Below are 25,821 nucleotides of genomic sequence, written 5' to 3'. Positions count from 1 at the left end.
TGTTGTAAAGTAATAAATCTATAAGAAAAACTTAAGAAAGCTTAAGGTTTATTTATAAATTGCTTAAGTTTTGTATCTTAGAATAAGTGTATAAAGTTAAATTAGAAAACAAAAATAATATAAAACTTAAGAATAGAGGAGATTTAATAAATGAATAAAAATAATGTACTTATAATATTTGGTGGAAAATCTAATGAATATGAAGTTTCTTTAAAGTCAGCATCAGCTGTAATAGATAATATTGACAAAGATAAATACAATATAATGACTATTGGAATTACAAAAGAAGGAAAATGGCTTAGATATGAAGGAAGTACAAATAATATAAGAAATAATACATGGTATAAGCATGTGAGCTGTAAGGAGGCATTTTTATCACCATGCCAAAGTCATAAAGGATTTATTGAAATAGAAAATAATAAAGCAAATATAGTACCAGTAGATGTAATATTCCCTGTACTACATGGAAAGTATGCTGAAGATGGAACATTACAAGGATTGTTAGAGCTTTCAGAAATACCATTTGTAGGATGTAAAACATTGTCATCAGCTATATGTATGGACAAGGCAATAGCACATACGTTGGTAGCTAAAGAGGGAATAAAAGTTGCAAAATCTATAACTTTATATGATAAAGAAGATGCAATAAATATGTTAAATGAGAAAGCTATGAAATTACCAATGTATGTTAAGCCAGCCAAATCAGGTTCATCAATAGGTATTACTAGGATATCTAGCTTTGAAGAATTAGATTATGCTATAGATGAAGCTTTACTACAAGATGATAAGGTAGTAATAGAAGAAGCTATAGATGGATTTGAAGTAGGGTGTGCTATTTTAGGAAAAGATGAACTTATTGTAGGTGGAGTTGATGAGATAGAGTTATCAAGAGGATTCTTTGATTTTAATGAAAAGTATACTTTAGAAACTTCAAGAATTCACACACCAGCAAGAATTACAGATTTTAAAGCTGAAGAAATTAAAGAAATAGCAACTAAAATTTACAAGGCACTTTCTTGTGAAGGTCTAGCAAGGGTTGATATGTTTATAGATAAAAAGGGAGATGTATTCTTCAATGAAGTAAATACTATACCAGGTTTTACAGATAGTAGTAGATACCCAAGAATGATGGATTTGATTGGATTAAGTTACACAAAATTAATAGACAAATTAATAGAAGTTACTTTATCAGAAGTGCTTGTATTAGAGGAAGCTTAGTCATGATTGAATTAATGGATAGGGTTATATGTGATGAAAAAGATTTCAAGATAGTAAAGTTAAGAAAAGAAGATATTTATAATGGAAGCTTAATATTAGTTAATAAAAATCATAAATTTTTAGGAAGCAATCTAGATTTAATAGAAGTAGACGATACATATTTATATAAATATGATCAATCGCCTATGTATGTTAGTAAACTTATGGATAATTCATTAAAAGAATTAATAGATGCTATAAATGGACAACAAAAAATGGTGGCAGTAAGTGGATATAGAAGTAAAGACGAGCAAAGAGAAATCTATGATAAATCTATATTTGAAAATGGTATAGAATTTACTAGAAAATACGTAGCAAGACCTATGGAAAGTGAGCATCAAACAGGTCTTGCAATAGACCTAGGAGAAGTAGTTGAAAATATAGATTTTATATGCCCATCATTTCCTGATATAGGTATTTGTAAGGAATTTAAAGATTTAGCAAAAAGCTATGGGTTTGTTATGAGATATAGCTATGATAAAGAAGATATAACGGGGATATCTGAGGAAAAGTGGCACTTTAGATATGTTGGAAGACCTCATGCTGAGATTATGGATAAATATAATTTTTGTTTAGAAGAGTATATGGACTTTATAGTTGACTTTACGTTTGATAACAGATATTTATTTACAACTGATAAGCAAGAAAAAGTACAAGTGTATTATATTGAAGGCAAAGGTGATAACACTGAAATCAAGATAGATAGTAATAAGAAATACTCTGTATCTGGAAACAATATAAATGGATTTATTGTTACAGTGTGGTTATAGAGAGGATGTTGATAAATGAATGAAAAAATAAGTTTTGGACAAATTGATTTATTTAAATTTATTGCATCACTACTTGTGGTAGCTATTCACACAGATCCACTTTTGACATATAGCGAATCTGGTAATTTTATTCTAACTAGAATAATTGCCAGATTGGCAGTTCCATTTTTCTTTGTAGCCTCAGGATATTTATTATCTATACGGTTTATTGATAATAGAAAATACAATAATAAAATTACTGTTAAATATATAAATAAAATTTTGAGTATATATTTAATTTCAATATTGATTTACATTCCACTTAATATATACAATGGATACTTTAGTGAAAGTTTAAATATAGGAAAAATATTAAAGGATTTATTCTTTGATGGCACACTATATCATTTATGGTACTTGCCTGCCTCAATAATAGGTGTATGTATAGTGTATATACTAAGGTGTAAATTTTCATTTAAGATTACTTTATTTATAAGTATAGCTTTATATATTATTGGATTATTAGGTGATAGTTACTTTGGTATTACTCAAAATATAGATTCAATAAAAATGATATATGACCATTTGTTTACGGTATTTGATTATACAAGAAATGGTATATTTTTCGCGCCAATTTTTATACTTTTAGGATTTAAGTTATCTAAACTTTATAACTTAGAAAAAGAAGATAAAGTAATGAGAAAAGATTTGAGTAGATTTACACTATGTTTCCTATTATTTTTAGTAGAGTTTATATTACTTAAAACTAACAATATAGCAAGACATGATAGTATGACTGTATTTTTAGTGCCGACAGTGTATTTCTTATTTAAGATATGTTTACAACTAAAAAATACAAAGATGAAGAATTTAAGAGATATGAGTTTATATATCTATATTATTCATCCAATGATAATAGTTGTAGTTAGAATGATTGGAAAGCTTACAAAAACTAGTGATGTATTAGTAAACAATAGTGTTATTAATTACTTAGTGGTAGTTATATTATCTATTTTTGCATCATTAGTATTTATGAATATAAATAAAATCAAAGTCAAAAGAAAATAATTAGAGGGGTTATTATGAATGATAAAATAGATATAAATTATAAAGATTTAAGATCCTATAGAGAAATAAATTTATCAAACTTAGAGCATAACTTACGTGAAATAGAAAATATAATAGATGATAATTGCAAGGTAATGGCAGTTGTAAAAGCAGATGCTTATGGTCATGGTGGAGTAGAAGTATCAAGGCATTTACAAAAACTAGGTGTTGGTAACTTTGCAGTTGCAAGTATAGATGAAGCAATAGAGCTAAGAAAATCTAAAATATATGGAGAAATACTTGTCTTAGGATATACTCCAACAAGTCGTAAAAATGATTTAATAAATTTTAATATTACTCAAACAATAGTTGATAATGATTATGCAAATAAGCTTAGTGAAACTGAAGGAAGGGTAAAAGCTCATGTTAAAATTGATACAGGAATGAATAGATTAGGAGCAAACTGTAAAGACCTAGAGAATATTGTATCTATTTATAAGAGTAAAAATCTACAAATTGAAGGTACTTTTAGTCATTTATCTAGAGCCGATAGCTTATTAGAAGAAGATGTTGCTTTTACTAATAATCAGATTGAGAGATTTTATGAAATAATAGATAAGCTAAAAAGTGAAAATATAGATGTAGGTAAGATACACATCCAAAGTAGCTATGCAATATTGAATTATGGACACTTAAAATGTGACTTTGTGCGACCAGGAATAATTCTATATGGTGTATCAAGTAGTCCTATGGATGATACTATTAAAGATATATATCTTAAGCCTGTATTGTCTCTTAAGTCAAAGATTGCTTTAGTTAAAGATGTAAAAAAAAGTGAGACAGTTGGTTATGGTAATAATTTTACTACAGCAAAACAAACTAAAATAGCAACAGTAACCATAGGATATGCAGACGGATATCCACGTGGGCTTTCTAAAAAAAATATGAGGGTTTTAATAAATGGAGAAGAAGGTAATATAGTTGGCAATATATGTATGGATCAACTTATGGTAGATGTAACTAATATTGATAATGCAAAAGCTGAAGATATAGTGACTTTAATAGGTGAAGATTGTGGCAAGTATGTTTCAATTGATGATATAAGTAAAATTAATAACACTATAAATAATGAGACCCTTACAGCTCTAGGAACAAGAGTAGAAAAGATCTATACTTATTAATGAGTTATAGAATTATATAAAGTTTTACAAACTTTTTAGATTTTAATATAATAAAGAGGATATGTATAGGTAAAAAAAGCCAATATATATCCTCTTTATATTATTAAAGAAAGTACTTATAAATAGATTTTAATCAAAACTTAAGGAAACTTAATATTTATTTATAAATTACGTAAGGTCTATTCTCTAAAATGAAGGTATTAAAACAAAAGGAGAGAATAGATATGAAATTAAAAAAATTATTTATATCAATTATGACACCAATGAATACTGCTAATTTTACACAAGAAGCTGTAGTTGTAAATAAAAATATATATTATAAAAAATTAAAGACTAAAAACTATATAAAAAAGAATTACTCTAATATTGGACTTGAGGAAAACTTAATATTAGTAAATAAGGATAATTCACTAGATAGAGAGTACATACCTTCTAATCTTAAAGTTCCTAATATAAGCTTTGTAAAAGATTCAACAGATGACGAAAGGTATATGGAAAGTATGGCGGCAGATGCTATAGAAGAATTATTCTTAGTAGCAAGAAATGAGGGAATAGAATTTCTAGCAACCTCAGCATATAGGTCATATGAAGAGCAATTAGCAATATATACAAGAAGAGTTGAGGCTAAGGGAAAAGAAGAGGCTGATAAATATGTAGCTCATCCTGGAAAAAGTGAACATCAAACAGGGTTATCTATAGATGTAACAAATAGAAAGCGAAGATTTGTAAAAACTTGTAAGGAAGCTATTTGGCTAGCAAATAATGCTCATAGGTTTGGGTTTATACTTAGATATCCTGAAGGTAAGGAGTATATAACCGGAATATCTTATGAGCCTTGGCATGTTAGATATGTAGGAAAAGAGGTAGCTAGAAATATCTTTAATAAGGGAATAACTTTAGAAGAATATATAAAAAATAAAATAATGATAGAAGCTTAAGGAGGTACTTAAATTGCAAAATAAAGTTCTTGTGGTAGATGATGAAGAAGAAATAAGAAACTTGCTTGAAATATATTTAATGAACGAAGGATATAAAGTAATAAAAGCAGGTGATGGAGAAGAAGCTTTAAAAATAATTGAAAATGAAAAGGTACAACTTATAATACTTGATGTGATGATGCCTAAAATGGATGGAATAGAAACTTGTAAAAGAATAAGAGAAAAAATGAGTATACCAATACTAATGCTAAGTGCAAAGTCGGAAGATATGGACAAGATACAAGGGATTATGACTGGTGCAGATGACTATATAACAAAGCCATTTAATCCGCTTGAACTAACTGTTAGAGTAAAGGCTTTGTTAAGAAGAGCGTATTATTTTAACAGAGAACAAGATACTAGAGATGATATTATAGCTATTGACTCATTGAAAATAGATAAAATAAATCATGTTGTAACAGTAGATGATGCAGAAATATCATTAACATCTAGAGAGTTTGATATTTTATACTTGCTAGCAAGCAATAGAGGAAAGGTATTTAGTACAGAAGATATATTTTCTAAGGTGTGGAAAGAACAGTACTACCAATCGAATAATACAGTAATGGTCCATATGAGTAGAATAAGAGAAAAAATAGAAAAGCCTATGAATGGATGCAAAGTGATTCATACTGTATGGGGGGTAGGATATAAAATTGAAAGATAAAACAAGATATATATTAAAAGTATATAAGCATAATATAAGCCAACTTTTATATGTGGCAGTAAGCATTTTGGTGGGATTTATAATATTTCTTAGCCTATTTACCTTTGCAAATGATTTTTATAATACATCATCTTTCATTAGATGGATTATAAGACCTTTATTAATACTTAAAAATAATTTTTTAGGTGATTTTATGTACATTATGATGGGAGCTATACTTGTTGTAATGATTTATACATTATTAACTTATAGAAAAAGTAAAGATATAGCCTCACTGATGGAAAGTGTAGAAATAATGTCTGATGGAGATTTAGATAAAAGGGTTGATATAAATTCACGTGGTGATGTTGGAAAATTAGCAAGTGATATAAATCATATTGTAGAAAGATTAAAAAATATAACAATAGAAGAAAGATATGCTCAACAAACTAAAACAGATCTTATTACTAATGTATCTCATGATTTAAGAACACCTCTAACATCAATCATTGGGTATTTGGATCTTATAGAACATGATAAATACAAAGATGAAGTACATCTTAGATATTATACAAAAATAGCTTATGAAAAATCAAAGAGCTTAGACATACTTATAAATGATTTATTTGAACTAACAAAATTACAAAACAATACACTACCACTAGATAAGATGGAGATTAACTTGGTGGAATTAATAGGACAAGTAGTGTCTTACTTAGAATATCAAGTAAGAGAAGCTAATATGAAAATAAGATTAAAATTTTCTGATGACAAGCTTATTATAAATGGAGATCCAAATAAGTTGGTTAGAGTATTTGAGAATTTAATAAGTAACGCAGTGAAATATGGAAATGAAGGTATATATATAGATATAGTAACTAAAAAAGAAAATAATTTTGCAATAGTACAGGTTATAAATTACGGAAAATCTATACCAAAATCAGAAATACCATTTATATTTGATAGATTTTATAGAGTGGAGAAATCTAGAAGTAGGGATGATGGAGGTTCAGGACTAGGTCTAGCTATAGCAAAAAATATTATAGAAATTCATGGTGGAGATATTTCAGTTGAAAGTAATGGAAGTGAAGTTATTTTTGAAACAAAAATTCCTTTAGTAAAAAATAAATAAAAAGTTAGGTAAAATATTAAAAATCCATAACTTGGATATACTCAAAGTAAAGGAGTTGAGGTTATGGATTTTATAAAAGAACAAACAATAGAAAATAGAGTAAACAAAATAATAAACATAATACATATGGATATAAAATGGGAAGAAAAAATAAAAATTTTAGAATCACAAGTTAATTTAAAAAATAGCTAGTATATAGGTTATAATAGAAGAATCATGATTGATATTTTGACATCATATACAGAGGAGGACAATATGAAAGGAAAAAATAGTAGAAACTTTTGGTTTATAACAGGTATAGTATTTTTAGTTGCTTCTATAACTAGTTTCATTAATAAAAGTGATTCAGCATGGTTAACACTTCTAGTCAGTATGATTGATTTCTTTATAGCTTATAGAGAAAATGAAAAAATAAAAGAAGAAGCTAAGGAAGAAGAAGAAGCTAAGATGCAAGCTAGAGCGGAAAAGAAGGCTCAAAATAGAGGTAAAAAGAAAAATAAGACTAAAAAGAGAAAATAAATTTAAATTATATAAAACAAAGATAGTTACCTTTAAGTGAATTAGGGTAGCTATCTTTTTATTTTTTTAGTTACAGTTATATCTATGGTTTAATTAGTAACTATATTATTAAACTAGTTTTGAGATATGCATTTCTTAGGGCAAGCAAGTTGGCATGCTCCACAATCCACACAAGCTGATGGATTTATTGTTCTTTTTTTATCTTCTAATTGTGTTATACATCCGACCTTACATACTCTTTCACAGGTTCCGCAAGCTACACATTTAGATTTATCAATTATTCTAGGCATAGTATAATCTCCCTTATAAAGTTTGTTTACAAGAGTCAACTGTGATTTCTAAAACTCTTGTTAAGAAAGGAAACTTATCTATCATCATTTTGAAGTTATCCCCATCTTTTAAGAACCTAGCAGTTCCTTCAAGTAAAAATCCAGTTCCCATATATCTATATCCCATTACTTCATGGCTACCTAGCGTTAATTTAACATTAGGATTAATATTTATATTACTTTCTGTGTTTATCATTGCAGCAGCTGGAATTAATATTTTATTTCCTTCTACAATAACTAGATAGCTATTCCATGTATTTGACACATGAGCCTCATTATTTGCACAAGTAACAATAGAAACAACTCCCTCATTATTTAAAACTTCTAAAAATTTTTCTGTAAACATTTTATATTCCTCCTTGAATTATAGATACTTAGTATCGTCGATAGATATTGTCTCTAATTATATTATAATAATTTTTTTCATGTGTCAACAAAAAAATTCGCTTTATGTTGTTTAAGTAGTTCGCCAACATGTGGACAAAATGGATCTGCCTGTTGCTAAACATATCATTTTAAGCTTAATGTAAGTAAGGTGTCTTGAATCAAATTTAATAATAATGTATGATAAAGATATTATTTTTTTAAGGAGCGTAAAATTAAATGAAATTTTCAGTAGGAGTAGAATATGCACTACATTGTTTACTATATATGGTTAATGTAGAAGAGGGAAAATCGATTGGAATTAGAGATTTAGCAACATTTCAAGGGATATCAGAAAGCTATTTGTCTAAGGTATATGCAAGATTAAGTAAAGCTAAAATAATAAAATCTGTACCAGGAGTAAAAGGTGGATATACACTTGCTCGTAGTGCAGATGAGATTACATTTTGGGATGTTGTAGAAGCTGTAGAGGGAAGTGAAGATTTTTTCCAATGTGCAGAGATAAGACAAAATAATGTATTACTAGATAAAAATAATTTACCAGAGACACATACTAAGTGTCCTTGTTTAATAAAGGTAGTAATGTTAGAAGCTGAAAATGAAATGAAAAAATATTTAAATAGCAAGACATTACAGTGGTTACATAATCAAGTGTATAATAATATACTTCCAAAAGAGATGGAAGAAGCAACGATTGAATGGTTTAAAAATACAAAGAAATAATGTTATTTTACTTTATGATAAATACTAAAAAAATGGCTAGAAGTATTGAAAACATATCAATATCTAGCCATCTTTTTTAATTACCACTAATAGTTATAACTTTTTTCAGTTTACCTAAGTTGTGAACATTATATGAAAATATCTTTTATTCTACGTTTATTAATCTTTAAATTTAAAATCGTATATTCCATTTATTACTTCATTTAAGCTAGTATCAGCTAAATAAATACCAACATATGGTTGTTCTAAATATAATTTGCTATCCTCCCAATACACAAAAAAGGTACTTGTATATTCTTTAGTAATTAAGTTGATTTTTATATATTTCTCTTGATTAGGTACATCTTGTACGCTTTCTTTATTTGTAATTGTTGCATTACTCATATTTTCGATTAATTTTAAAATTATATTTTTATCATCACTTGCAAATTTTGATTCTCCACCAGTTATTTCAATACTTTCTATGTCTTCCAATGATGGTAAATCTATATCTTTATATATTACTTTATCACAGCCAATTAAAAATAAGGCTGACAAAACAAAACTAAATATAAATATTTTATGTTTTTTCACTACTTATCCTCCTTTGTTTAACTAATCATAAAATTATCTAACAGAACTTTATTATATATATATTTGATTACTTACTATCTATCTTTTCTATAAGTTTTACTAATTCTTTCGAATTAATAGTGTAAAATTTTTGTGCAATGTTTTTCATATTGAAACTATTATCATCTCTAAGTTTGTTTACTTCTAAAATAACATACATTTTCTCATTATTTATTTTGCCTAGGTATAGACTTCTTTTGTACTCAATTGAAAAGCCATCATCTTTGTCATCTTTAATATAACCATCCAAATATATTAACACACTGCTAGGGGGAGCTTCTTTAATACTAGATTTTTCTAATTTTGCACTTGTTAATAGTTTACTTAAATGAGACATATCTTCTTCAGATATATGAGAATTATATTTATGAGAATATGTACCTTTTTTAGAAGTCCACACTGAAACTATATTATCTTTAGAAAATACAAAGCAATCTTTTAAAATATAATACTCTCTTACTTTAAAGGCTCCTATTATTAGAAAAGTAATTATTATTACCACAAATATATATTTCTTTTTATTGTTTTTATCCATTGTCTCTATTCTCCTGTATTTTTTATTTATCATTAATGTGCATTATATATTTAAGCCTTCTTTTGATATTTAAATAAAGTTTCTAAGGTTATTTTATTTAGCTAACATAACCAATATATAAAGGATTACAAAGAAACATCGCTTAAAAGTTTAACTGGGATTTGAACTTGAGTAACATACTCATCTTCTATAGACGTTTCATAAACATCTATTTTATAAATCTCTATAGGATCACCTGAAATAGTGTATTTATTAATCTCAATGAACTTGTAAAGCATTTCAAATACCTGGTTATACTGATTATAATTGCCTTTGTAAGTATATGTAACATAGTATCCCTCATCCAAAATAAAGTTGTAATCAGTAGCATCATCATCTAACAAGCAAAATGTATGTTTATAGATATTATAAATACCATCAGAAAGGCTATTAGAATCAAACATTGCTCCAAAATTACTATTACCTAAAATATAAAACTTATCTTCGAATTTTTCACTCAATCTTTGTACTAAATAATCTACATTTTCATAAATAGATACATTAGAATCAACAGTAAGAGCCTTTCTTTTATACATATATAAAAGTTCAATTCTATTAAAAGTAGTATGTTCTAGACATTTATCAATAGAAGATAATCTTTTTTTCAAAGAATTTTTATGAGAGTTTAGATCTTCTACTTTTTTTTCTATTAATTCAATTTCTTCTTTAAGCATTTTCTTTGTAGTTTTGATATTTCTATTTTCTATATACTCCTTAATCTTTTGCATAGAAAAATCTAATGTTCTAAGTTCACGAATAAGATTTAAATTGCATATATCTTTAATTGTGTACATTCTATAAGAGTTAGTGTCTCTAGTAGGATTTAGAAGACCTAATTTTTCATAGTATTTTATAGAATCTCTACCCAATTTATATATTTTTGAAAGTTCACCAGTTTTATAATATTTTCTCTTCAAATAAATCACTCCAAACAAAATTAAAATAGTTATTGACATGTGTATTATACCACAGTTTATAGTTTTCTAAGGAGAAAGGAGATGTAAAATATGGAAGACGCATTAGACTTAAAAACACAATTTAAAAAATATGTAATACCTTCAGTAGCAGCAATGTGGGTATTTTCATTGTATTCAATGGTAGATGGTATATTTGTAAGCAAGGGGGTAGGTAGCAATGCACTAGCGGCTGTAAATATATCTACACCATATATAAATACGTTATTTGCATTATCCATTTTATTTGCAACAGGTGCAAGTACAGTGGTTTCTATTAAACTAGGAAACTCAGAAAGTAAAAAGGCAAATGAATACTTCACATTAAATTTAGTTACAATATCGATTATATCGGCAATTATAATGTTATTTAGTTTATTAAACTTAGATAAAATAGCTGTATTTTTAGGATCGACTAGCAGTACTATAGAGTATGTAAAAGAATATCTAGGAACAATTATGCTATTTGTTTTCTTTTATTTAGGATCGTATTATTTAGAAGTATTAATAAAAAGTGATGGTTATCCTCACCTTGCAACAGTAGGTGTAATTATATCTGCTATAACTAATATAGTGCTAGATTATATATTTGTACTAAAACTAGGGTATGGAGTTCAAGGAGCTGCATTTGCAACAGGAATAGCAAGAATATTTTCATTCTCATTTTTCCTTATACACTTTTTAAGAAAAAGAGGTAAGCTTAGATTTGTAAAATTCAAATTTGATTTTAGTATTATAAAAAGAGTAATATTAATAGGAATTCCAGATTGTACAACAGAAATAAGTATAGCTGTTATTATTTTGATTTTTAATCAATGCATATTAAGAATAATAGGAGAAGATGCACTGGTAAGTTACAGTGTAGTTTGTTATGTAAACACATTGGTACTTACAACTATGATGGGAATATCACAAGGAATACAACCTATGTGTAGTTATTACCATGGTAAGAAAGATAATGACGTAGTGTTATCAATTTTAAAAATGGGATTAAAAACAATAAAAATCTCATCAGTGGTATCATTTTTAATAGTTTTTGTATTTACAAATCAGATAGTATCATTGTTTATTAGCAATACAGAGAAAGAGTTATTTAGCTATACAGTAAATATTTTGAGAATATTTTCATTTGCATTTTTAGTTATGGGATATAATGTAATAACATCAGGATTTTGTGTAGCTATAGATAAACCAGTCCAAGCAGGAATAGTATCTTTAGGAAGAGGTATAGTCGTAATAACACTTACTTTAATAGTTATGGTACTTTTATTTGGAGGCTTAGGAATATGGATATCAACTCTTATATCAGAACTTATTGTGCTTGTAATTTCTAGAAATATTTTATCTAAGTGCAAAGATACCCTACAGTATGGATATATGGAAAAGGCGCTAAATTAAAAATATTATAAGCTATACAAATCTTTAAAAGCATAAAGAGGAGAAAATCCTATGAAAATGAAAAAAGGGATATATTAAAGGAAGCTAATGACGGTGAGAATGTAGATTATGGTATAGATTTAAAAGGTAAAATAGATTTGGATACAGGTTCTATTATATTAGAAGAAGTATCTATTATAAAAAAATAATGATTAATGAAAAAGTATATGCATGACATATACTTTTTTTATTTGCTAGTATTAAATTTATTTTGATATATATATCTTTAATGAAATATTGTTTCTGTAGGAATATATATGACTATGAAATCTAAGTTATAATATAGTTAGCAATTGCTTTATATTGTGAATGAAAGATTGATTATAGAAGGTATGAAAGGGGAAATATACTTTATGAAAAGAGCTAATATAACAAATGGAGAGTATTTTAATCAATACTTTGAAGATACATACCAGGAAAAAGGAATACCGTTTAATGAGGCAATAATGGTCGGAAATTCGACAACTGATATATTTTCTGATAATTTTTGTATAAAACGTGCATATGAACTTAAAGTTTCTGTAGAAGAATATTATCAGAAATTACATAGTTTTTTTGAGTTAATAAAAGATTTAAAAAGCCATGAAGAAATTGTTTTATGGTTTGGTACAGATACGTTTTGTCAGCTGAATTTACTAACGATCCTTAGCTTTCTTGAAACTCAAAAATATGAGGGTAGTGTATTTACTGTAATAATTAATGATGAAAGTTGTGATATTGTTCGCGAGAAGACATCTGCTTCACTTATTGGATATAAAGAATTATATGATAATACAATATTACATAAGAAGTTATCACAGTTTGATGATACCATTATGAATCAAGCAATATCATTATATTTTGATTATTTATCGGACTGTGGAAAGCTTGCTATGATTGTAAAAAATAATTCTTCGTTATCTGAGAATGAATTAATAAAAAAGTTATTATTAGAAAGTAAAGAATATGGTATAAGTGATTTACAAGCTTATGCGTTGATACAGAAGTATAAAAAATAGAATTGTACTTGAAGTTATAAGTTAGAATTTTAATATTATTTAGGTAAGTTTGAAGTGGAATTTTTAATTTATTATAATTATCAGCCATGAACCGTATCACAAGTAAGTGATACGGTTTTTTATATTACTATAAAAACTTAGAAATTTAGGAAAAGTATAATTTAATAATTGTGTTGAATAATAATTTTAACTATTAACATATGTTAATGAAATTTAATAAAAAAGTACGTAAAATAATCAATGTAAGGAGGTATGAGATGAATAAAGAGTGTAAAGACATTATAGATAGAGTAAGAAGTGAATTTAATGAAAATATAACTGAAGATTTATTAAAAAATATAATAGAATTCTCAAAAAAGAAAGTATTCAAAAAAGGAGAATTAATCCTTAGAATGGGCGAACCTATGTCAAAAATGTACTTTATAATAAAAGGAATTGCTCGAAGTTATTATATAGATATGCAAGGAAATGATGTAACAAAAAGTTTTATCAAAGAATATGACTTTTGCATAGGAGAAAGTCTTTTTACAAATAAAATAAGTGAAGAAGGATTTGAGGCATTAGAGGATATAGTTGCACTAGAGTTTGATGCAAAAAAAATAAAGGAGTATTTATTAAGTGAAAAGGTACTTACTGATATATATATAAAGAAACTAGAGGAAACTATTATTTATAAGATGAATCGTGAAAATGGATTTCAAATAAAGAGTGCAACAGAACGGTATCTAGAATTTAAAAGAAGTTATTATGAGATAGAAAATCGTGTAAATCAAAGTTGTATTGCTTCATATTTAGGTGTATCACCAGTATCTCTTAGTAGAATAAGAAGGACAATTAGAGAAGAATAGTAAAGTGAATTAGGAGGATTAGGATGAATTATAGTGAACAAAATGCATGGAGAGAACTACAAGAATTTTTACCACAAAAGTTCCATTTTACAAAAGAGTACCATCCTACAGAAGAGTGGTGGAATTGGAAAGGTCACAATGTACATTTAGATTGTTTTAGAAATAAAGATGCAAAAGTTAAGGTGATTTTATTACACGGTGTTGGTACAAATGGAAGACAAATATCTATGATTATAGGTGGACCACTCTCACAAGACGGATTTGAGACAATTGCAATTGATATGCCAACATATGGATTGACTGAAGTAAGAAAAGGAAGTTTAGTAACATATGATGATTGGGTAGATTTAGCCAATGATTATATCAATTATGAATTAAGTCTAGATGATAGACCTATTGTTTTATATGGCTTAAGTGCTGGAGGTATGGAAACCTATCATGTTGCCTGCAAAAATAAGAAAGTAAAAGGAATAGTAGGAATGACTTTTTTAGATCAAGCTTCTACGCAAGTACGTGATGAAACTACAAATAATATAGTTATGAGTCGTGTAGCAGTTCCAATGACAAAGATATCATGTGAAATGGGATTAAGTAAGTTTAAAATGAAGATGAGTATTGCTTCTAAAATGAGCGCATTATGTAATAATCCTGATGCTATGAAGGTGTTTATGAAAGATAAAACATCAGCTGGTAATAGTGCTACAATGAAATTTTTATACTCATACTGCTATCCTAAAACTTATATAGAGCCTGAGGACTTTGATGTATGTCCAATCCTTTTAACACAACCAGACAAGGACCATTGGACCCCGCTACATCTAAGTACACCATTTTTAAATAGAATCAAGAAGGTAGACGTTAAAATCGTAAACCTTGAAAATGGAGGTCACTATCCAGTAGAGCAACCTGCATTAGATCAAATGCATGATGCAATTGTTGATTTTATAAATGATGTTATAAAATAATAATAGCTCCGTAGAGTAAGGCACAAAGAACCGTATCACAAGTAAGGGAGCATGGTTTCATATGAATATTATAATATTGGGGTCTTCTACAAAACGGTCAGTAAGTATAAAATTAACTTACTGACCGTTTTATTTATGGAGGGGAAATTGTGAATGAATCATATTATAAGTTAACATTAGAAAAACAAAATAAAATAATTAATGCAGGATATAAGGCATTTGCTTTATATTCTTATAAAAAAGCATCTATGTCTTACATTGCAGATGAAGCTAATATTTCAAAATCATTATTATTTTATTATTTTAAAAATAAAAAAGAATACTATTTATTTTTATTTGATAATGCTATTCAATTTATTAAGAATCATAAAAAACAATATGCATCTGATAAAAAACAAGATTTATTTGATCTAGTTAACAATACTATAGAATTTAGGATGGAGATGTTATATTCATTTCCATACGCATATAGATTTATTACAAAAGCATATTATGAGATTTACAGTGAGTTAGATGATGAATTAAGCATACGTAAAAATAAAATGATTCATATTGGTAAAGATGAAATATTAGATATTGTTGAATATGATAGATTAAAAAATCCATGTGATATGAAAAATCTGATTAATATGATATTTTATATAGCAGACGGATGTATGAGAGGAAGAGAAGAACTAAATATTACACAAATAAATGAAATTATAATAGATTTTAAAAATATGATGGAATCTTTGAAAAAGAATTATTATAAAGAAGAATATTTATTAAATAAGTAGGGGGATTTTATATCATGAAAAATGACATGGAACATTTAAAATTTTATAATCTAGGCTGTACAATAAACTATTGGTATAGAGCGGGTAGTGAAGATAAATGGGTTTTATTTTTTCATGGAGCTGGAGTTGATCATGAAATGTTTAAAGAGCAATTTAAGATATTTGATGAAACGTATAATATAATTGCTTGGGATGCTAGAGGTCATGGTTTATCTAAATTAGAATCAGGAAAAAAATTTGAGTTTGAGGGTATGATAAGTGATTGTAAAAAAATATACGAAATTTATAATATAGAAAAAGCTACTATTATAGGTCAATCAATGGGAGGAAACATAGCGCAGGAAATAGCCTATTATTATCCAGATTTAGTAGATAAAATAGTATTAATTGATTGTAGCATAAATACAGGAAAATTAACTTTTATTGAGAATTACATACTTAAATATTCAAAGTTTATGTTTAATTGTTATCCATGGGATATTCTAGTTAATCAAAGTGCTAGGGCTTGCTCTAATAAAAAAGAGATAAGAGATTATGTAAAAAAGTGTTATAGAAAGATAGATAAAGGGACATTCATTGAGGTTATGATGGAAGTGACAAACTGTTTGCATGAAGATGAAGGTTTTAGATTTAGGCAACCCGTATTATTAATATGTGGATCAGATGATAAATTAGGAAATATTAAAAAAGCTTTAGAGAAATATAGTAAAGATGATGATAATTGTGTATTACATATAATAGATAAGGCAGGTCATAATTCAAACCAAGATAATCCGGATTTGGTAAACAAGTTAATCTATAGTATGCTAAATGGAACAAATTGTAATTTATAAAAATATTATTTTAGTGGACCTTATGATAGTATAATATTAAAAACTTAAATAAAACACGTTCCGTAGAGTACGGTACGGAGAACCGTATCACAAGTGAGTGATGAGGTTTTGAAGTAAGAAATAATGGAGCATTGACTAGACAAAATAGTTAAATGAAGATATGATACATTCAAGTTTATCCTAGCTGAGCTAAAGTAAGACTTAATAATATATTTTAGTAAAGGAAGGGGTATCTTAAGAATATTAAAACTCTTCCTTTTTTATATTTATATGTTTAATTGTACTACTTTGAAACTTGTAATATAATAAATTTGAAAATAGTATTAGGGAGATAAAGCGTATATGAGTGAATTAAAAAACTACACAAGCAATTTATATATAAATTTAAAGCTGTATAAACCTTTTTGCAGTATTAATAAAAATGTAATATCTTTAGATTTAAAAAAAGATATTGATGGATTAATTTCAAATGACAAGAAAATTTTAGACTTAATATATTCAAGATCATTACAGATTTTCAATGATTTATTTGATAATGAAGATGATATACTATTTGTAATAAATAAATATGATGAGTATCAATGGGAGATTATACAAAGTGAAGATGGATCATATGATCGTAAAGATTTGTATGATGAGACTACATATACACAAAAACATATAAGAATAAATCCATACATACATAACAAAGATTCACTAAAAAAACTAAACTGCATAGTTACAGATTTGGGAAAAATAAATACTGCAGGAATTAAAAACGTACATAGTTTTTATACAAATTGTAAAGTAAAAGATATAAGATATAGAAGGTTAATAAGAGAATTAATTGAGGATGAATTAGTTGATAACTTCAAAGGAATTGCAGATTACTACATAGTCCATAAGGAAAAAGAGTATGTTTACCATTTGTGTAATGATGAATGGATAGATTTATCATTTAACAAAGATAAAGATTTGGAAAAATTTAAAGAGAAGTATAGTAAACATATAGATTAGTAAAAATGACTTTCATTGGAGATATAATGGAGAACCGTATCGCAAATAAATAGAAGTACAAATATCATAAATATTAGATAAGTATGTGTCGATGTAAAAGTCGATACATACTTTTTTATTGCCTACAAAATAAAATAATAATTTAGCTGATACTTGATCGAATAATAAAATGTGATTAGGTTAGAAAATCAATAAGGTTGAATAAATAGCAACAAACTACAATAAAATCTAACGAAATGTATTTACAATATACAAAAAGTGCAATATAATGGGTATATAAATTAAATATGAAAGGATTGAGTTTAATGGAAGAAAAATTTTATACGATTGATCAAATCGCAGAAATATTAGGTATGCACCATAAAACTATAAGAAAATTTATAACAGAAGGTAAGCTTAGAGCAAATAAAGTTGGAAAGCAGTGGAGAATATCAGGACATGATTTAAGTATATTCATGGAAAATAATAATGTTAAAATTAGCAATAAAACAGAAGTAGAAAATGAAAAAATTGAATTTAGTACTAGAAATGTAGATAGCAATAACAGAGTTAATAAGATAAATATATCTACTGTTGTAGACGTTAATGAAGTAGATATTGATGAATATAGAAGAATATCAAATATGCTTTTAGCAGTAATGAATAGCAAAAATTCTAAAATGAGCAATTCAACTATCAATATCAAACATTATCAAAATGAAAGAAATTTAAAAGTAATGCTGTGGGGAGATACTAACTTTACTAAAGAAATGTTGGATTTTATATCTATGCTTACACAAAATAATGATATGTAAATGGAAATTAGGTGATGAAATGGATTATAAAATAGTAGAAAAAGCAAATAAGAAATATATTGAAATTAAACACCCATTAGCTTGTGAATCTGATGTATTAGATATTATTGGTATTTGTATTTCAAATGATATTAAATTATTAGTACTTAGAGAAGAAGTATTTACTGAAAACTTTACTAATCTTAAGCTAGGTTTAGCAGGTATAGCTTTACAAAAATTCATGAATTATCATATAAAAGTTTCGGCTACCATAGAAGATAAAAATAAAATCGAAGGAAGATTTAAAGAATTAGTTAGTGAGTTAAACAAATCAAATAACTTCAGAGTATTTAATAATACTAGAGATGCTGAAAATTGGGTTTTAGATATTAAATAATAAGGATGTACAATTATGAAAAAAAGTAGTAGTAAAATATATAGTAAGAAGGTGCAAATTGCATTTAAATCTGAAGAAGGGAAAAATGAAGTTTTAAAATACTATGAATCATTAGTTGAAAAAAATTATTTTTCACATGAAGAAATTAATATTGATACAAATTATGGAAAAACATTTATTATGGCTAGTGGAAAAGAAGAATTACCACCACTTATATTACTTCATGGTAGTGGTATGAATTCCGTTATGTGGATACAGGAGATGGAGAAGTATTCACAATGTCATAGAGTATATGCAGTGGATATGCCAGGAGAACCAGGAAAAAGCAATGAAAATCAAATACCATTCTCAGGTGACGATTTTACAAATTGGCTAAGTGATGTTTTTGAAGCTCTATCAATAGAAAAAGCAAGTATTGTTGGAATTTCATTGGGTGCATGGCTAGGAACTAAGTTTTCTATAAAATATCCACAAAAGGTAAATAAACTTGTTTTACTTTGTCCAGCAGGTATAGGTCCTCAAAAAAAGTCTTTTCTTTTTAAATCTTTATTTTATATGTTATTAGGAGAAAAAGGGATAGATAAGCTATATTATAAGATTAATGGTGACAAACCTATACCTGAGGTAATGTTAAATTATCAAAAGTTAATTGCAAAACACTTTAACTTTAGAAGAGAGATTATTCCTATATTCTCAGATGATGAATTGATGAAATTAACAATGCCAGTTGCACTATTTGTAGGAGGGAAAGATGTAATGCTTTATTCTGAAAAGACGGCAAAGCGATTAGAGTCGCTATTGGATCATGCTAATATAAATCTTATTCATGATGAAGGGCACTCTCTTGTTAATCAAGGAGATGAAATAAGGGAATTCTTAAATTAAAAACATATAAACTTATAATAAGTAGTTGAGATTTGTACGATAAGAGATAACAAAAGGTGTAGCTTAAATAAGTTTTATAGAGTAATATATAAAGAACCGTATCACAAGTGAGTGATGCGGTTTTGTTATTAAGTATAGAGATTAATGTGTGTAATATTAGATAATGAAAGTATGATATAATAAATAAAGTATAATTATGACAATTAAAGGGGCGAATATTATGAATAATCTAGTATTTTTAGGTAGAGGGTCGGGATATCACACTGGAGAACAAAATACAGCTGCATATATAAAGAAAAATGAAACATTATTACTTATTGATTGTGGAGAAACTGTATTTAAAAGTATTTTAGAAAAACAATTAGTAGAGGGAGTTAAAGAAATAAATGTATTAATAACACATATGCATTCAGATCATATAGGCTCATTAGGAGGATTTATAGGATTTTGCTACTGGAAATATAAAATAGTAACTAAGATTTATTTTAATGAAAAAGAAAAAATAAGTATGTTTTTAGAGCTTCTTGGGTTAAGAGAAAATGAAAGCTTTATTGTAGAGAATGCTGAGAATAAGCGAATTAATTCATTAGGATTGACATTCACAGGATTAATAACTAAGCATGTTAAGGCAATAAATACTTACTCTTATAAAATAGAATTTGATAATGGAAATGATATTTTTTATAGTGGAGATACATATGAAACAAATTTTGATGCAATTCCTTATTTGAAATCAGGAAACTTAATCTATCATGATGCATGTCTTAATGATGATAATGGAAATGTACATACTTCACTAAGAGTGCTAAGTGAAATTATTCCAAAGGAATATAGACATCAAATTTACTGTATCCATATTGATGGAGACAACTTTGTAGAAGAGGCTGAAAAACGAGGATTTAATGTAGTTGAGGTTATTTAATATAGGTTATATTCTATGAAAAATACAATTATCAAAAGATGGATTAAAATAAAATTTAAGTGATAATCTTAAGAATAAAAGTACTAATCTTAATTGGATAGGTACTTTTTTTATTTGCTTTATATACAAAAAAAGCTAAATTATAATTGACAGTAGACAGATGCCGTAATATACTTAGGTTAATAGGTAGGCGAATGTCGTAAAAGGAAGGTGTTAAAAATGAAAAAGATCCCAAAAACAGAACTACAAGTTATGAAATTCATATGGGAACAAGAAAATATAAGAGTAGCATCTGTAGATATTACAAAATTTATGAGTGAAAACTATAATTGGTCAAAGGGAACTACATCAAAAACACTTATAAGATTAGTTGAAAAAGAGTTTTTAAAATCAGAAAAAGAAGGAAGACAAACTTTTTATTACACATTAGTTGATGGTGATGAGTATTTAAAATTTGAAACTAAAGAATTCTTTAGTTTTATGCATAACAACTCTTTATCTAGTATGGTATCAGCATTGGATGATTCTAAGGATATTTCAGAAGAGGATATTAAGGCTTTAGAAGACTGGATAAAAAGTAGGTGATAGTATGAGCTATATAGTTATGGAGGTATTTAAAACAAGTATATATATAAGTGTACCAATCATATTAATACATTTATTAAAAAATAAAATCTTAAGTAAATATACACATAAACTAAATTACATGATTTGTATTTTAATAACATTAAGAATGCTCTTTGTATCTAGTATAGAGATATATTTACCTGTTGAAGTTTTAAATAAAAAAAGCAATAAATTAAATAGTGTAGCTTACATATCTGAAAATAGCACTAATCTAGAAATTTTTTTAAGTTTAATATTTTATGCTTGGATATTAGGTACAATATTTATACTTATGAGCAATATATATAAGCAAATTATGTTTTATAAAAAAATGAAAAATATAAAATATAAGATTGAGGATGAGTATATAATTGACGCTTTAGAAAAAGAAAAGCAAGCTTTAAATATTAAAAGAAATATTAATATATTTAAGGTAAATGGGCTTTCATCACCGGCGTTAATAGGTTTTATAAAACATAAAATAATAATACCTAATAAAGACTATAACCAAGAAGAGATAAAGTGGATACTTAGACATGAGCTTATTCATTTTAAAAGAAAAGATAATTTATTAAAGTTATTATTAATGATTGCTAGTGCAATTCATTGGTTTAATCCATTAGTAAAAATACTAAATAAATACTTTAAAGAGCAATGTGAGCTTTCTTGTGATGAAGAAGTAGTTGATAAATTTAGTATAGATGAAGTAAAAAATTATGCTTTTGTGTTAGTAAATTCATTAAGATATAAAAATACACTTAAAAGTACATTTTGTTCATCTCAGTTTTATAATGATGAGATAAAGTTGATTAAAAGTAGAGTAGAAAAAATATTAGATTCTAATAAATATAAAAATGGAACTAGTATATCTATATTTATAGCTATGATAGCTGTGATTTCTATGTTTTCAATTAGTACAATAACTAATCAAAATATATCCTATGCTAGTGAGAGTGTGGTATCTAACGATTTTCAATCTATAGAAGAAGAGTTTGTAAATCATATTATGAGCAGATTAACAGAGGAGGAAAAAAGGCAAGTAAAGATTGTAAGAGATGAAGATAATTATCCCATTATTTCTGTAGGAGAGAGTAAATATTTTTCTATAAGTAAATCTTTTGAAAAAGAAAGTAAATGACAAATACATAAATTTATTAAATCAGCGTGAGTTTAAAAGGGGGCAGGGGTTATTTATGGAAAATAAAGTTGAAAAGAAAAATAGTAAAGGTAGATACATATTATACATAATTTTTATAACGTACCTAGTCGTATTGTTTAAAATAGTATTATTTAAATATGAACCATTAGCAGATATTATAAAAGGTGATATAGGTGCGGATTTTAGAAGTGCTAATCTAATACCTTTTAAAACAATACTAGATTTTTTTAGTATTGGTATGAAAGATAATAGTTTGCTATGGGCTTTTTCTAATATATTTGGGAATGTATGCATATTTATGCCTTTAGGATATTTATTACCTTTGTTTTTTGAAAAGTTTAGAAGTCTAAAAAATATAGTTATAGTAGCTTTAGCAGTGAGTATGTTCTTTGAACTTAGTCAATATTTTGGATACTTAGGAAGCTTAGATATTGATGACTTAATATTAAATACATTAGGTGGGGTAAGTGGTTACTTAGTATATGTAGGTATAAAAAAACTTACAAGTAATGATAAAAAATTAAATCAAGTAACTATAATATTAAGTGCTATTGCATGTATTGGTGCATTTACAATTGCAAGAGAACAATTTGGAAGCTTATTAGGATTAACTAACCATGAGGTTACAACTATAGGTCAAGAAAATCTTCCACAAAGAGAACCGGATATTATGGGAACTTATTTAAATACTAAGAATGAAAAAATCTATATGTACAAAGGTATGGTGGCAGAAAATTCAAGTGACATAGACTTTTCAGAAAAGTTGAATGTAGAAATAAATGATAAAACTAAATTTTATTGTACAGAGATAGATGAATTAAAAAATGAATCTATTATTACGTATAAAGAATTAAGCAAGGAAGAGTTTTTAAAGTATGAGTCTTATTCTATTTTAAAAGTATGGTACGATGAAAGTGATAATGGTATTGTTGATACAATAGAAGTATCTAAAAAGATACCTACTTCAGGTTCAGCTGTAACAATCGAGAGCAATGAGAAAAAGGAAATACATGGAGATGTTGAAGAAGTAAACAATAGAGGAGTTGTTATAAACTTAATAACTGTTCAAGAATCTGAAAATGGTAGCTCAATTTCTGTAGTAGGAAAAGATGAACATGCTAACTTGATAAAAGTAGAGTTTAGTAGTGATGCAAAATTCACTTTAAATATAGGTAAAGCAAATGGTGATATTATTGAAAGAAAAGATTGCAAAAAAGAAGATATACAAACTAAAGATACTGTAGCTTTGAAGGGAACTAAAAATGGCGAGGTATTTATTGCAGATGATATTGAAATAACTAGGGTAGTTGAATAATCAAGTATTAAAACTAAAAAGTAAAACCTTGAAATTTGAACACGTAAAATACATTAAATAAAAAATTATGAAGAAGCGTTTCATAAATAAATGAGGCTTAAACGAATATGTATATAAATGGATATGTCATCCAGATAAAAATTATTGAAAAACTAGAAGATACATGCTACTATTTAAATTAATAAATTAAATAAATCAATAAATACTTTTGTTTTGCTACCGAGTAAAACAAATCAAAGTGCTCAAACACATTCCGTTAGGTCTTAGAAGGAATGTTGTCTGGGCATTTTTTTATGGGAGGTTTTATATGAATAACAACTATGTACTAAAAAACTTTTTTAAATACGTTAGCCTTAATGTTATAGGAATGATAGGGCTGTCTTGTTATATACTTGCAGACACCTTTTTTGTTTCCAATGCTCTTGGCTCAAATGGACTAGCTGCACTAAACTTTGCTATTTCAATTTATTGCATCATCAATGGGGCTGGATTAATGATTGGTATTGGAGGGTCAACAAAATACAGTATTTTGAAGTCGCAAAATGAAGATGAAAAAGCCAACTCAATTTTTTCTAATACTGTGATTATAGGAATAGTTGTAGGCATTATTTTTCTTATTGTAGGAATATTTCTATCAACACCAATTGCAAAGTTGCTTGGTGCAGATGGGATTACATTAACAATGGCAAGTAATTACTTAACAACAATACTTTGCTTTTCACCATTTTTTATCCTAAATAATATAATGCTTGCATTTATACGAAATGATGGAAATCCAAAACTGTCTATGACAGCTATGCTTATAGGAAGTTTTTCAAATATTGTTCTTGATTATATCTTTATTTTTCCATTTTCAATGGGAATGTTTGGAGCTGCTTTTGCTACAGGACTTGCACCGATTATAAGTCTTTGTATTTTATCTACACATTTTATAAAACAAAACAATAATTTTAAATTTATAAAATGTAAAGTAAATATAAAGACCATAATAAATATTTTAGGACTTGGTTTGTCGGCATTTATTACGGAAATCTCATCGGGGATTGTTCTTATTATATTTAATCTTGTAATATTGAATATTACAGGAATTGTAGGAGTGGCGGCATATGGAATAGTTGCAAATGTAGCACTTGTAGTAATTGCAATATTTACAGGGATTGCACAAGGAATACAGCCACTATTAAGCGAAGGATATGGAAAAAATGATGCTATATTGATGAAGAAAGTATTGAAATATGCTATTATTTTATCTTTGGGTCTAGCAACTGTTATATATATATTAACTTTTGTTTTATCGGAAAATATCATTGCTGTTTTTAACAGTGAAAATAATACTAAGCTAATTCCTATTGCTACAAATGGGTTAAGATTATACTTTACTGGATTTTTCTTTGCTGGAGCTAACATTATTATAGCTGCATTTTTAAGTGCAACCACAAAAATGAAGAGTGCCTTTGTTGTTTCCATAATGCGTGGGTGCATAGCTATTATACCTATTTTATTCATTCTTACAGCATTTTTGGGAATGAATGGTGTATGGCTATCATTTACATTTGCTGAGATTATAACAACAATAACTGCAATAATGTTTTTAGCTAAATTAAAATCTAAGTCAGAAATACTATAAGAAAACTATCTATGCTAGATAGTTTTCATTCAATTTTAATCAATAAATACATTGACAGAGCAATGGGAAAGCTAACATTATTTATTGAAATTTATAAATAGACTAGTATAATATATATAATAATAAAGTATATTATAATCTTGAAAATAGACATAAGAAATGAGTATATAAAAGTATACACAATAGCAGGGGAGACTTTAT

31 protein-coding genes are annotated in these 25,821 nt (G+C 26.8%); 25 read left to right on the top strand and 6 right to left on the bottom strand.

Annotated features, from left to right (window positions below; genetic code table 11):
* Window positions 1-150: 150 nt before the first annotated feature.
* From vanG to CHL78_RS08325, 9 genes are all read left to right on the top strand, one after another.
* The gene (gene vanG / locus CHL78_RS08360; RefSeq protein WP_094367038.1) at window positions 151-1,218 is read left to right on the top strand and encodes a D-alanine--D-serine ligase VanG; all 1,068 of its coding nucleotides are present in this window, start codon (window positions 151-153) and stop codon (window positions 1,216-1,218) included.
* A gap of 2 nt (window positions 1,219-1,220) precedes the next feature.
* Window positions 1,221-2,027: a D-alanyl-D-alanine carboxypeptidase family protein gene (locus CHL78_RS08355; RefSeq protein ID WP_094367037.1), complete on the top strand. Its 807-nt coding sequence runs from the start codon at window positions 1,221-1,223 to the stop codon at window positions 2,025-2,027.
* A 15-nt stretch (window positions 2,028-2,042) separates the two neighbouring features.
* Complete coding sequence (locus tag CHL78_RS08350; protein ID WP_094367036.1) at window positions 2,043-3,074, top strand: acyltransferase family protein; 1,032 nt, start codon at window positions 2,043-2,045, stop codon at window positions 3,072-3,074.
* A gap of 14 nt (window positions 3,075-3,088) precedes the next feature.
* A complete protein-coding gene (gene vanT, locus CHL78_RS08345) occupies window positions 3,089-4,234 on the top strand; it encodes a serine racemase VanT catalytic subunit (protein WP_243446399.1) in 1,146 nt (381 codons plus the stop codon).
* A gap of 224 nt (window positions 4,235-4,458) precedes the next feature.
* Window positions 4,459-5,172, top strand: coding sequence for a M15 family metallopeptidase (locus tag CHL78_RS08340; protein WP_094367034.1), 714 nt, complete (start codon window positions 4,459-4,461; stop codon window positions 5,170-5,172).
* A gap of 13 nt (window positions 5,173-5,185) precedes the next feature.
* Complete coding sequence (locus tag CHL78_RS08335; RefSeq protein ID WP_094367033.1) at window positions 5,186-5,878, top strand: response regulator transcription factor; 693 nt, start codon at window positions 5,186-5,188, stop codon at window positions 5,876-5,878.
* On the top strand, window positions 5,868-6,989 hold the full coding sequence (locus tag CHL78_RS08330) for a sensor histidine kinase (protein WP_243446398.1): 1,122 nt from the start codon (window positions 5,868-5,870) through the stop codon (window positions 6,987-6,989). The genes CHL78_RS08335 and CHL78_RS08330 overlap by 11 nt, the downstream gene beginning before the upstream one ends.
* A gap of 63 nt (window positions 6,990-7,052) precedes the next feature.
* Entirely contained in the window at window positions 7,053-7,181 is a 129-nt protein-coding gene (locus CHL78_RS21315) for a hypothetical protein (RefSeq protein WP_274541844.1), read from the top strand.
* 63 nt (window positions 7,182-7,244) lie between these two features.
* Window positions 7,245-7,508, top strand: a complete 264-nt coding sequence (locus tag CHL78_RS08325; RefSeq protein WP_094367032.1) for a hypothetical protein — start codon at window positions 7,245-7,247, stop codon at window positions 7,506-7,508.
* Window positions 7,509-7,621: 113 nt separating this feature from the next.
* On the opposite strand, the gene CHL78_RS08320 is transcribed toward CHL78_RS08325, so the two are convergent.
* A complete protein-coding gene (locus CHL78_RS08320; protein WP_094367031.1) occupies window positions 7,622-7,798 on the bottom strand; it encodes a 4Fe-4S binding protein in 177 nt (58 codons plus the stop codon).
* A gap of 13 nt (window positions 7,799-7,811) precedes the next feature.
* Complete coding sequence (locus tag CHL78_RS08315; protein WP_094367030.1) at window positions 7,812-8,183, bottom strand: pyridoxamine 5'-phosphate oxidase family protein; 372 nt, start codon at window positions 8,181-8,183, stop codon at window positions 7,812-7,814.
* 257 nt (window positions 8,184-8,440) lie between these two features.
* Here CHL78_RS08315 and CHL78_RS08310 point away from each other — a divergent pair, with 257 nt between their 5' ends.
* Window positions 8,441-8,944 (top strand): RrF2 family transcriptional regulator, encoded by a 504-nt coding sequence (locus CHL78_RS08310; protein ID WP_094367029.1) that lies wholly within the window; start codon window positions 8,441-8,443, stop codon window positions 8,942-8,944.
* Window positions 8,945-9,103: 159 nt separating this feature from the next.
* Here CHL78_RS08310 and CHL78_RS08305 read toward each other — a convergent pair whose 3' ends face one another.
* The 3 genes from CHL78_RS08305 to CHL78_RS08295 all read right to left on the bottom strand — a co-directional run bounded on the left by CHL78_RS08305 (window position 9,104) and on the right by CHL78_RS08295 (window position 11,056).
* Window positions 9,104-9,517, bottom strand: a complete 414-nt coding sequence (locus CHL78_RS08305; RefSeq protein ID WP_094367028.1) for a DUF5301 domain-containing protein — start codon at window positions 9,515-9,517, stop codon at window positions 9,104-9,106.
* Between the two features lie 67 nt (window positions 9,518-9,584).
* Window positions 9,585-10,091, bottom strand: a complete 507-nt coding sequence (locus tag CHL78_RS08300) for a hypothetical protein (RefSeq protein WP_094367027.1) — start codon at window positions 10,089-10,091, stop codon at window positions 9,585-9,587.
* Between the two features lie 125 nt (window positions 10,092-10,216).
* Complete coding sequence (locus CHL78_RS08295; protein ID WP_243446404.1) at window positions 10,217-11,056, bottom strand: MerR family transcriptional regulator; 840 nt, start codon at window positions 11,054-11,056, stop codon at window positions 10,217-10,219.
* An 81-nt stretch (window positions 11,057-11,137) separates the two neighbouring features.
* Between CHL78_RS08295 and CHL78_RS08290 the strand changes: the two genes are divergently transcribed.
* From CHL78_RS08290 to CHL78_RS08220, 15 genes are all read left to right on the top strand, one after another.
* Complete coding sequence (locus CHL78_RS08290) at window positions 11,138-12,481, top strand: MATE family efflux transporter (protein WP_094367025.1); 1,344 nt, start codon at window positions 11,138-11,140, stop codon at window positions 12,479-12,481.
* Between the two features lie 392 nt (window positions 12,482-12,873).
* Window positions 12,874-13,518 carry a hypothetical protein gene (locus CHL78_RS08285; protein ID WP_094367024.1) on the top strand — a complete coding sequence of 215 codons (645 nt, stop codon included), beginning with the start codon at window positions 12,874-12,876 and terminating at the stop codon, window positions 13,516-13,518.
* A 257-nt stretch (window positions 13,519-13,775) separates the two neighbouring features.
* Window positions 13,776-14,366 carry a Crp/Fnr family transcriptional regulator gene (locus CHL78_RS08280; protein ID WP_158540662.1) on the top strand — a complete coding sequence of 197 codons (591 nt, stop codon included), beginning with the start codon at window positions 13,776-13,778 and terminating at the stop codon, window positions 14,364-14,366.
* 23 nt (window positions 14,367-14,389) lie between these two features.
* Window positions 14,390-15,331 carry an alpha/beta hydrolase gene (locus CHL78_RS08275; protein WP_116041375.1) on the top strand — a complete coding sequence of 314 codons (942 nt, stop codon included), beginning with the start codon at window positions 14,390-14,392 and terminating at the stop codon, window positions 15,329-15,331.
* A gap of 149 nt (window positions 15,332-15,480) precedes the next feature.
* Window positions 15,481-16,107, top strand: a complete 627-nt coding sequence (locus tag CHL78_RS08270) for a TetR/AcrR family transcriptional regulator (RefSeq protein WP_158540661.1) — start codon at window positions 15,481-15,483, stop codon at window positions 16,105-16,107.
* Between the two features lie 14 nt (window positions 16,108-16,121).
* On the top strand, window positions 16,122-16,940 hold the full coding sequence (locus tag CHL78_RS08265; protein ID WP_094367518.1) for an alpha/beta fold hydrolase: 819 nt from the start codon (window positions 16,122-16,124) through the stop codon (window positions 16,938-16,940).
* Window positions 16,941-17,282: 342 nt separating this feature from the next.
* On the top strand, window positions 17,283-17,936 hold the full coding sequence (locus CHL78_RS08260; RefSeq protein WP_094367519.1) for a DUF3885 domain-containing protein: 654 nt from the start codon (window positions 17,283-17,285) through the stop codon (window positions 17,934-17,936).
* A 287-nt stretch (window positions 17,937-18,223) separates the two neighbouring features.
* Window positions 18,224-18,730, top strand: coding sequence for a helix-turn-helix domain-containing protein (locus CHL78_RS08255; protein ID WP_330408597.1), 507 nt, complete (start codon window positions 18,224-18,226; stop codon window positions 18,728-18,730).
* Window positions 18,720-19,106, top strand: a complete 387-nt coding sequence (locus CHL78_RS08250) for a DUF4180 domain-containing protein (RefSeq protein WP_330408596.1) — start codon at window positions 18,720-18,722, stop codon at window positions 19,104-19,106. The genes CHL78_RS08255 and CHL78_RS08250 overlap by 11 nt, the downstream gene beginning before the upstream one ends.
* Before the next feature lie 15 nt (window positions 19,107-19,121).
* Window positions 19,122-19,991 carry an alpha/beta fold hydrolase gene (locus CHL78_RS08245; protein WP_094367522.1) on the top strand — a complete coding sequence of 290 codons (870 nt, stop codon included), beginning with the start codon at window positions 19,122-19,124 and terminating at the stop codon, window positions 19,989-19,991.
* A 220-nt stretch (window positions 19,992-20,211) separates the two neighbouring features.
* Window positions 20,212-20,913 carry an MBL fold metallo-hydrolase gene (locus CHL78_RS08240; protein ID WP_199534015.1) on the top strand — a complete coding sequence of 234 codons (702 nt, stop codon included), beginning with the start codon at window positions 20,212-20,214 and terminating at the stop codon, window positions 20,911-20,913.
* Window positions 20,914-21,132: 219 nt separating this feature from the next.
* Window positions 21,133-21,498 (top strand): BlaI/MecI/CopY family transcriptional regulator, encoded by a 366-nt coding sequence (locus CHL78_RS08235; protein ID WP_094367523.1) that lies wholly within the window; start codon window positions 21,133-21,135, stop codon window positions 21,496-21,498.
* A 4-nt stretch (window positions 21,499-21,502) separates the two neighbouring features.
* A complete protein-coding gene (locus CHL78_RS08230) occupies window positions 21,503-22,657 on the top strand; it encodes a M56 family metallopeptidase (protein ID WP_094367524.1) in 1,155 nt (384 codons plus the stop codon).
* A 55-nt stretch (window positions 22,658-22,712) separates the two neighbouring features.
* The gene (locus tag CHL78_RS08225; RefSeq protein WP_094367525.1) at window positions 22,713-23,993 is read left to right on the top strand and encodes a VanZ family protein; all 1,281 of its coding nucleotides are present in this window, start codon (window positions 22,713-22,715) and stop codon (window positions 23,991-23,993) included.
* Window positions 23,994-24,300: 307 nt separating this feature from the next.
* Window positions 24,301-25,620: an MATE family efflux transporter gene (locus CHL78_RS08220; protein ID WP_094367526.1), complete on the top strand. Its 1,320-nt coding sequence runs from the start codon at window positions 24,301-24,303 to the stop codon at window positions 25,618-25,620.
* 25 nt (window positions 25,621-25,645) lie between these two features.
* Here the strand turns inward: CHL78_RS08220 and CHL78_RS21480 are convergent, their stop codons facing one another.
* Window positions 25,646-25,705 (bottom strand): YvrJ family protein, encoded by a 60-nt coding sequence (locus CHL78_RS21480; RefSeq protein WP_334294185.1) that lies wholly within the window; start codon window positions 25,703-25,705, stop codon window positions 25,646-25,648.
* Window positions 25,706-25,821: the final 116 nt, after the last annotated feature.

It is taken from the genome of Romboutsia weinsteinii (genome assembly GCF_002250835.2).
In the GTDB taxonomy this organism is placed as follows: domain Bacteria; phylum Bacillota; class Clostridia; order Peptostreptococcales; family Peptostreptococcaceae; genus Romboutsia_A; species Romboutsia_A weinsteinii.
This window is presented reverse-complemented; position numbering and strand designations above follow the sequence as displayed.

Bases quoted from the DNA above. Each gene is read 5' to 3' on its own strand.
- CHL78_RS08250 (WP_330408596.1), top strand. From the start codon at position 18,720: ATGATATGTAAATGGAAATTAGGTGATGAAATGGATTATAAAATAGTA.
- CHL78_RS08315 (WP_094367030.1), bottom strand. From the start codon at position 8,183: ATGTTTACAGAAAAATTTTTAGAAGTTTTAAATAATGAGGGAGTTGTT.
- CHL78_RS08290 (WP_094367025.1), top strand. From the start codon at position 11,138: ATGGAAGACGCATTAGACTTAAAAACACAATTTAAAAAATATGTAATA.
- CHL78_RS08230 (WP_094367524.1), top strand. From the start codon at position 21,503: ATGAGCTATATAGTTATGGAGGTATTTAAAACAAGTATATATATAAGT.
- CHL78_RS08235 (WP_094367523.1), top strand. From the start codon at position 21,133: ATGAAAAAGATCCCAAAAACAGAACTACAAGTTATGAAATTCATATGG.
- CHL78_RS08310 (WP_094367029.1), top strand. From the start codon at position 8,441: ATGAAATTTTCAGTAGGAGTAGAATATGCACTACATTGTTTACTATAT.
- CHL78_RS08350 (WP_094367036.1), top strand. From the start codon at position 2,043: ATGAATGAAAAAATAAGTTTTGGACAAATTGATTTATTTAAATTTATT.
- CHL78_RS08240 (WP_199534015.1), top strand. From the start codon at position 20,212: ATGAATAATCTAGTATTTTTAGGTAGAGGGTCGGGATATCACACTGGA.
- CHL78_RS08285 (WP_094367024.1), top strand. From the start codon at position 12,874: ATGAAAAGAGCTAATATAACAAATGGAGAGTATTTTAATCAATACTTT.
- CHL78_RS08280 (WP_158540662.1), top strand. From the start codon at position 13,776: ATGAATAAAGAGTGTAAAGACATTATAGATAGAGTAAGAAGTGAATTT.
- CHL78_RS08320 (WP_094367031.1), bottom strand. From the start codon at position 7,798: ATGCCTAGAATAATTGATAAATCTAAATGTGTAGCTTGCGGAACCTGT.
- CHL78_RS08275 (WP_116041375.1), top strand. From the start codon at position 14,390: ATGAATTATAGTGAACAAAATGCATGGAGAGAACTACAAGAATTTTTA.
- CHL78_RS21315 (WP_274541844.1), top strand. From the start codon at position 7,053: ATGGATTTTATAAAAGAACAAACAATAGAAAATAGAGTAAACAAAATA.
- vanT (WP_243446399.1), top strand. From the start codon at position 3,089: ATGAATGATAAAATAGATATAAATTATAAAGATTTAAGATCCTATAGA.
- CHL78_RS08245 (WP_094367522.1), top strand. From the start codon at position 19,122: ATGAAAAAAAGTAGTAGTAAAATATATAGTAAGAAGGTGCAAATTGCA.
- CHL78_RS08340 (WP_094367034.1), top strand. From the start codon at position 4,459: ATGAAATTAAAAAAATTATTTATATCAATTATGACACCAATGAATACT.
- CHL78_RS08355 (WP_094367037.1), top strand. From the start codon at position 1,221: ATGATTGAATTAATGGATAGGGTTATATGTGATGAAAAAGATTTCAAG.
- CHL78_RS08255 (WP_330408597.1), top strand. From the start codon at position 18,224: ATGAAAGGATTGAGTTTAATGGAAGAAAAATTTTATACGATTGATCAA.
- CHL78_RS08265 (WP_094367518.1), top strand. From the start codon at position 16,122: ATGAAAAATGACATGGAACATTTAAAATTTTATAATCTAGGCTGTACA.
- vanG (WP_094367038.1), top strand. From the start codon at position 151: ATGAATAAAAATAATGTACTTATAATATTTGGTGGAAAATCTAATGAA.
- CHL78_RS08300 (WP_094367027.1), bottom strand. From the start codon at position 10,091: ATGGATAAAAACAATAAAAAGAAATATATATTTGTGGTAATAATAATT.
- CHL78_RS08220 (WP_094367526.1), top strand. From the start codon at position 24,301: ATGAATAACAACTATGTACTAAAAAACTTTTTTAAATACGTTAGCCTT.
- CHL78_RS08260 (WP_094367519.1), top strand. From the start codon at position 17,283: ATGAGTGAATTAAAAAACTACACAAGCAATTTATATATAAATTTAAAG.
- CHL78_RS08325 (WP_094367032.1), top strand. From the start codon at position 7,245: ATGAAAGGAAAAAATAGTAGAAACTTTTGGTTTATAACAGGTATAGTA.
- CHL78_RS08225 (WP_094367525.1), top strand. From the start codon at position 22,713: ATGGAAAATAAAGTTGAAAAGAAAAATAGTAAAGGTAGATACATATTA.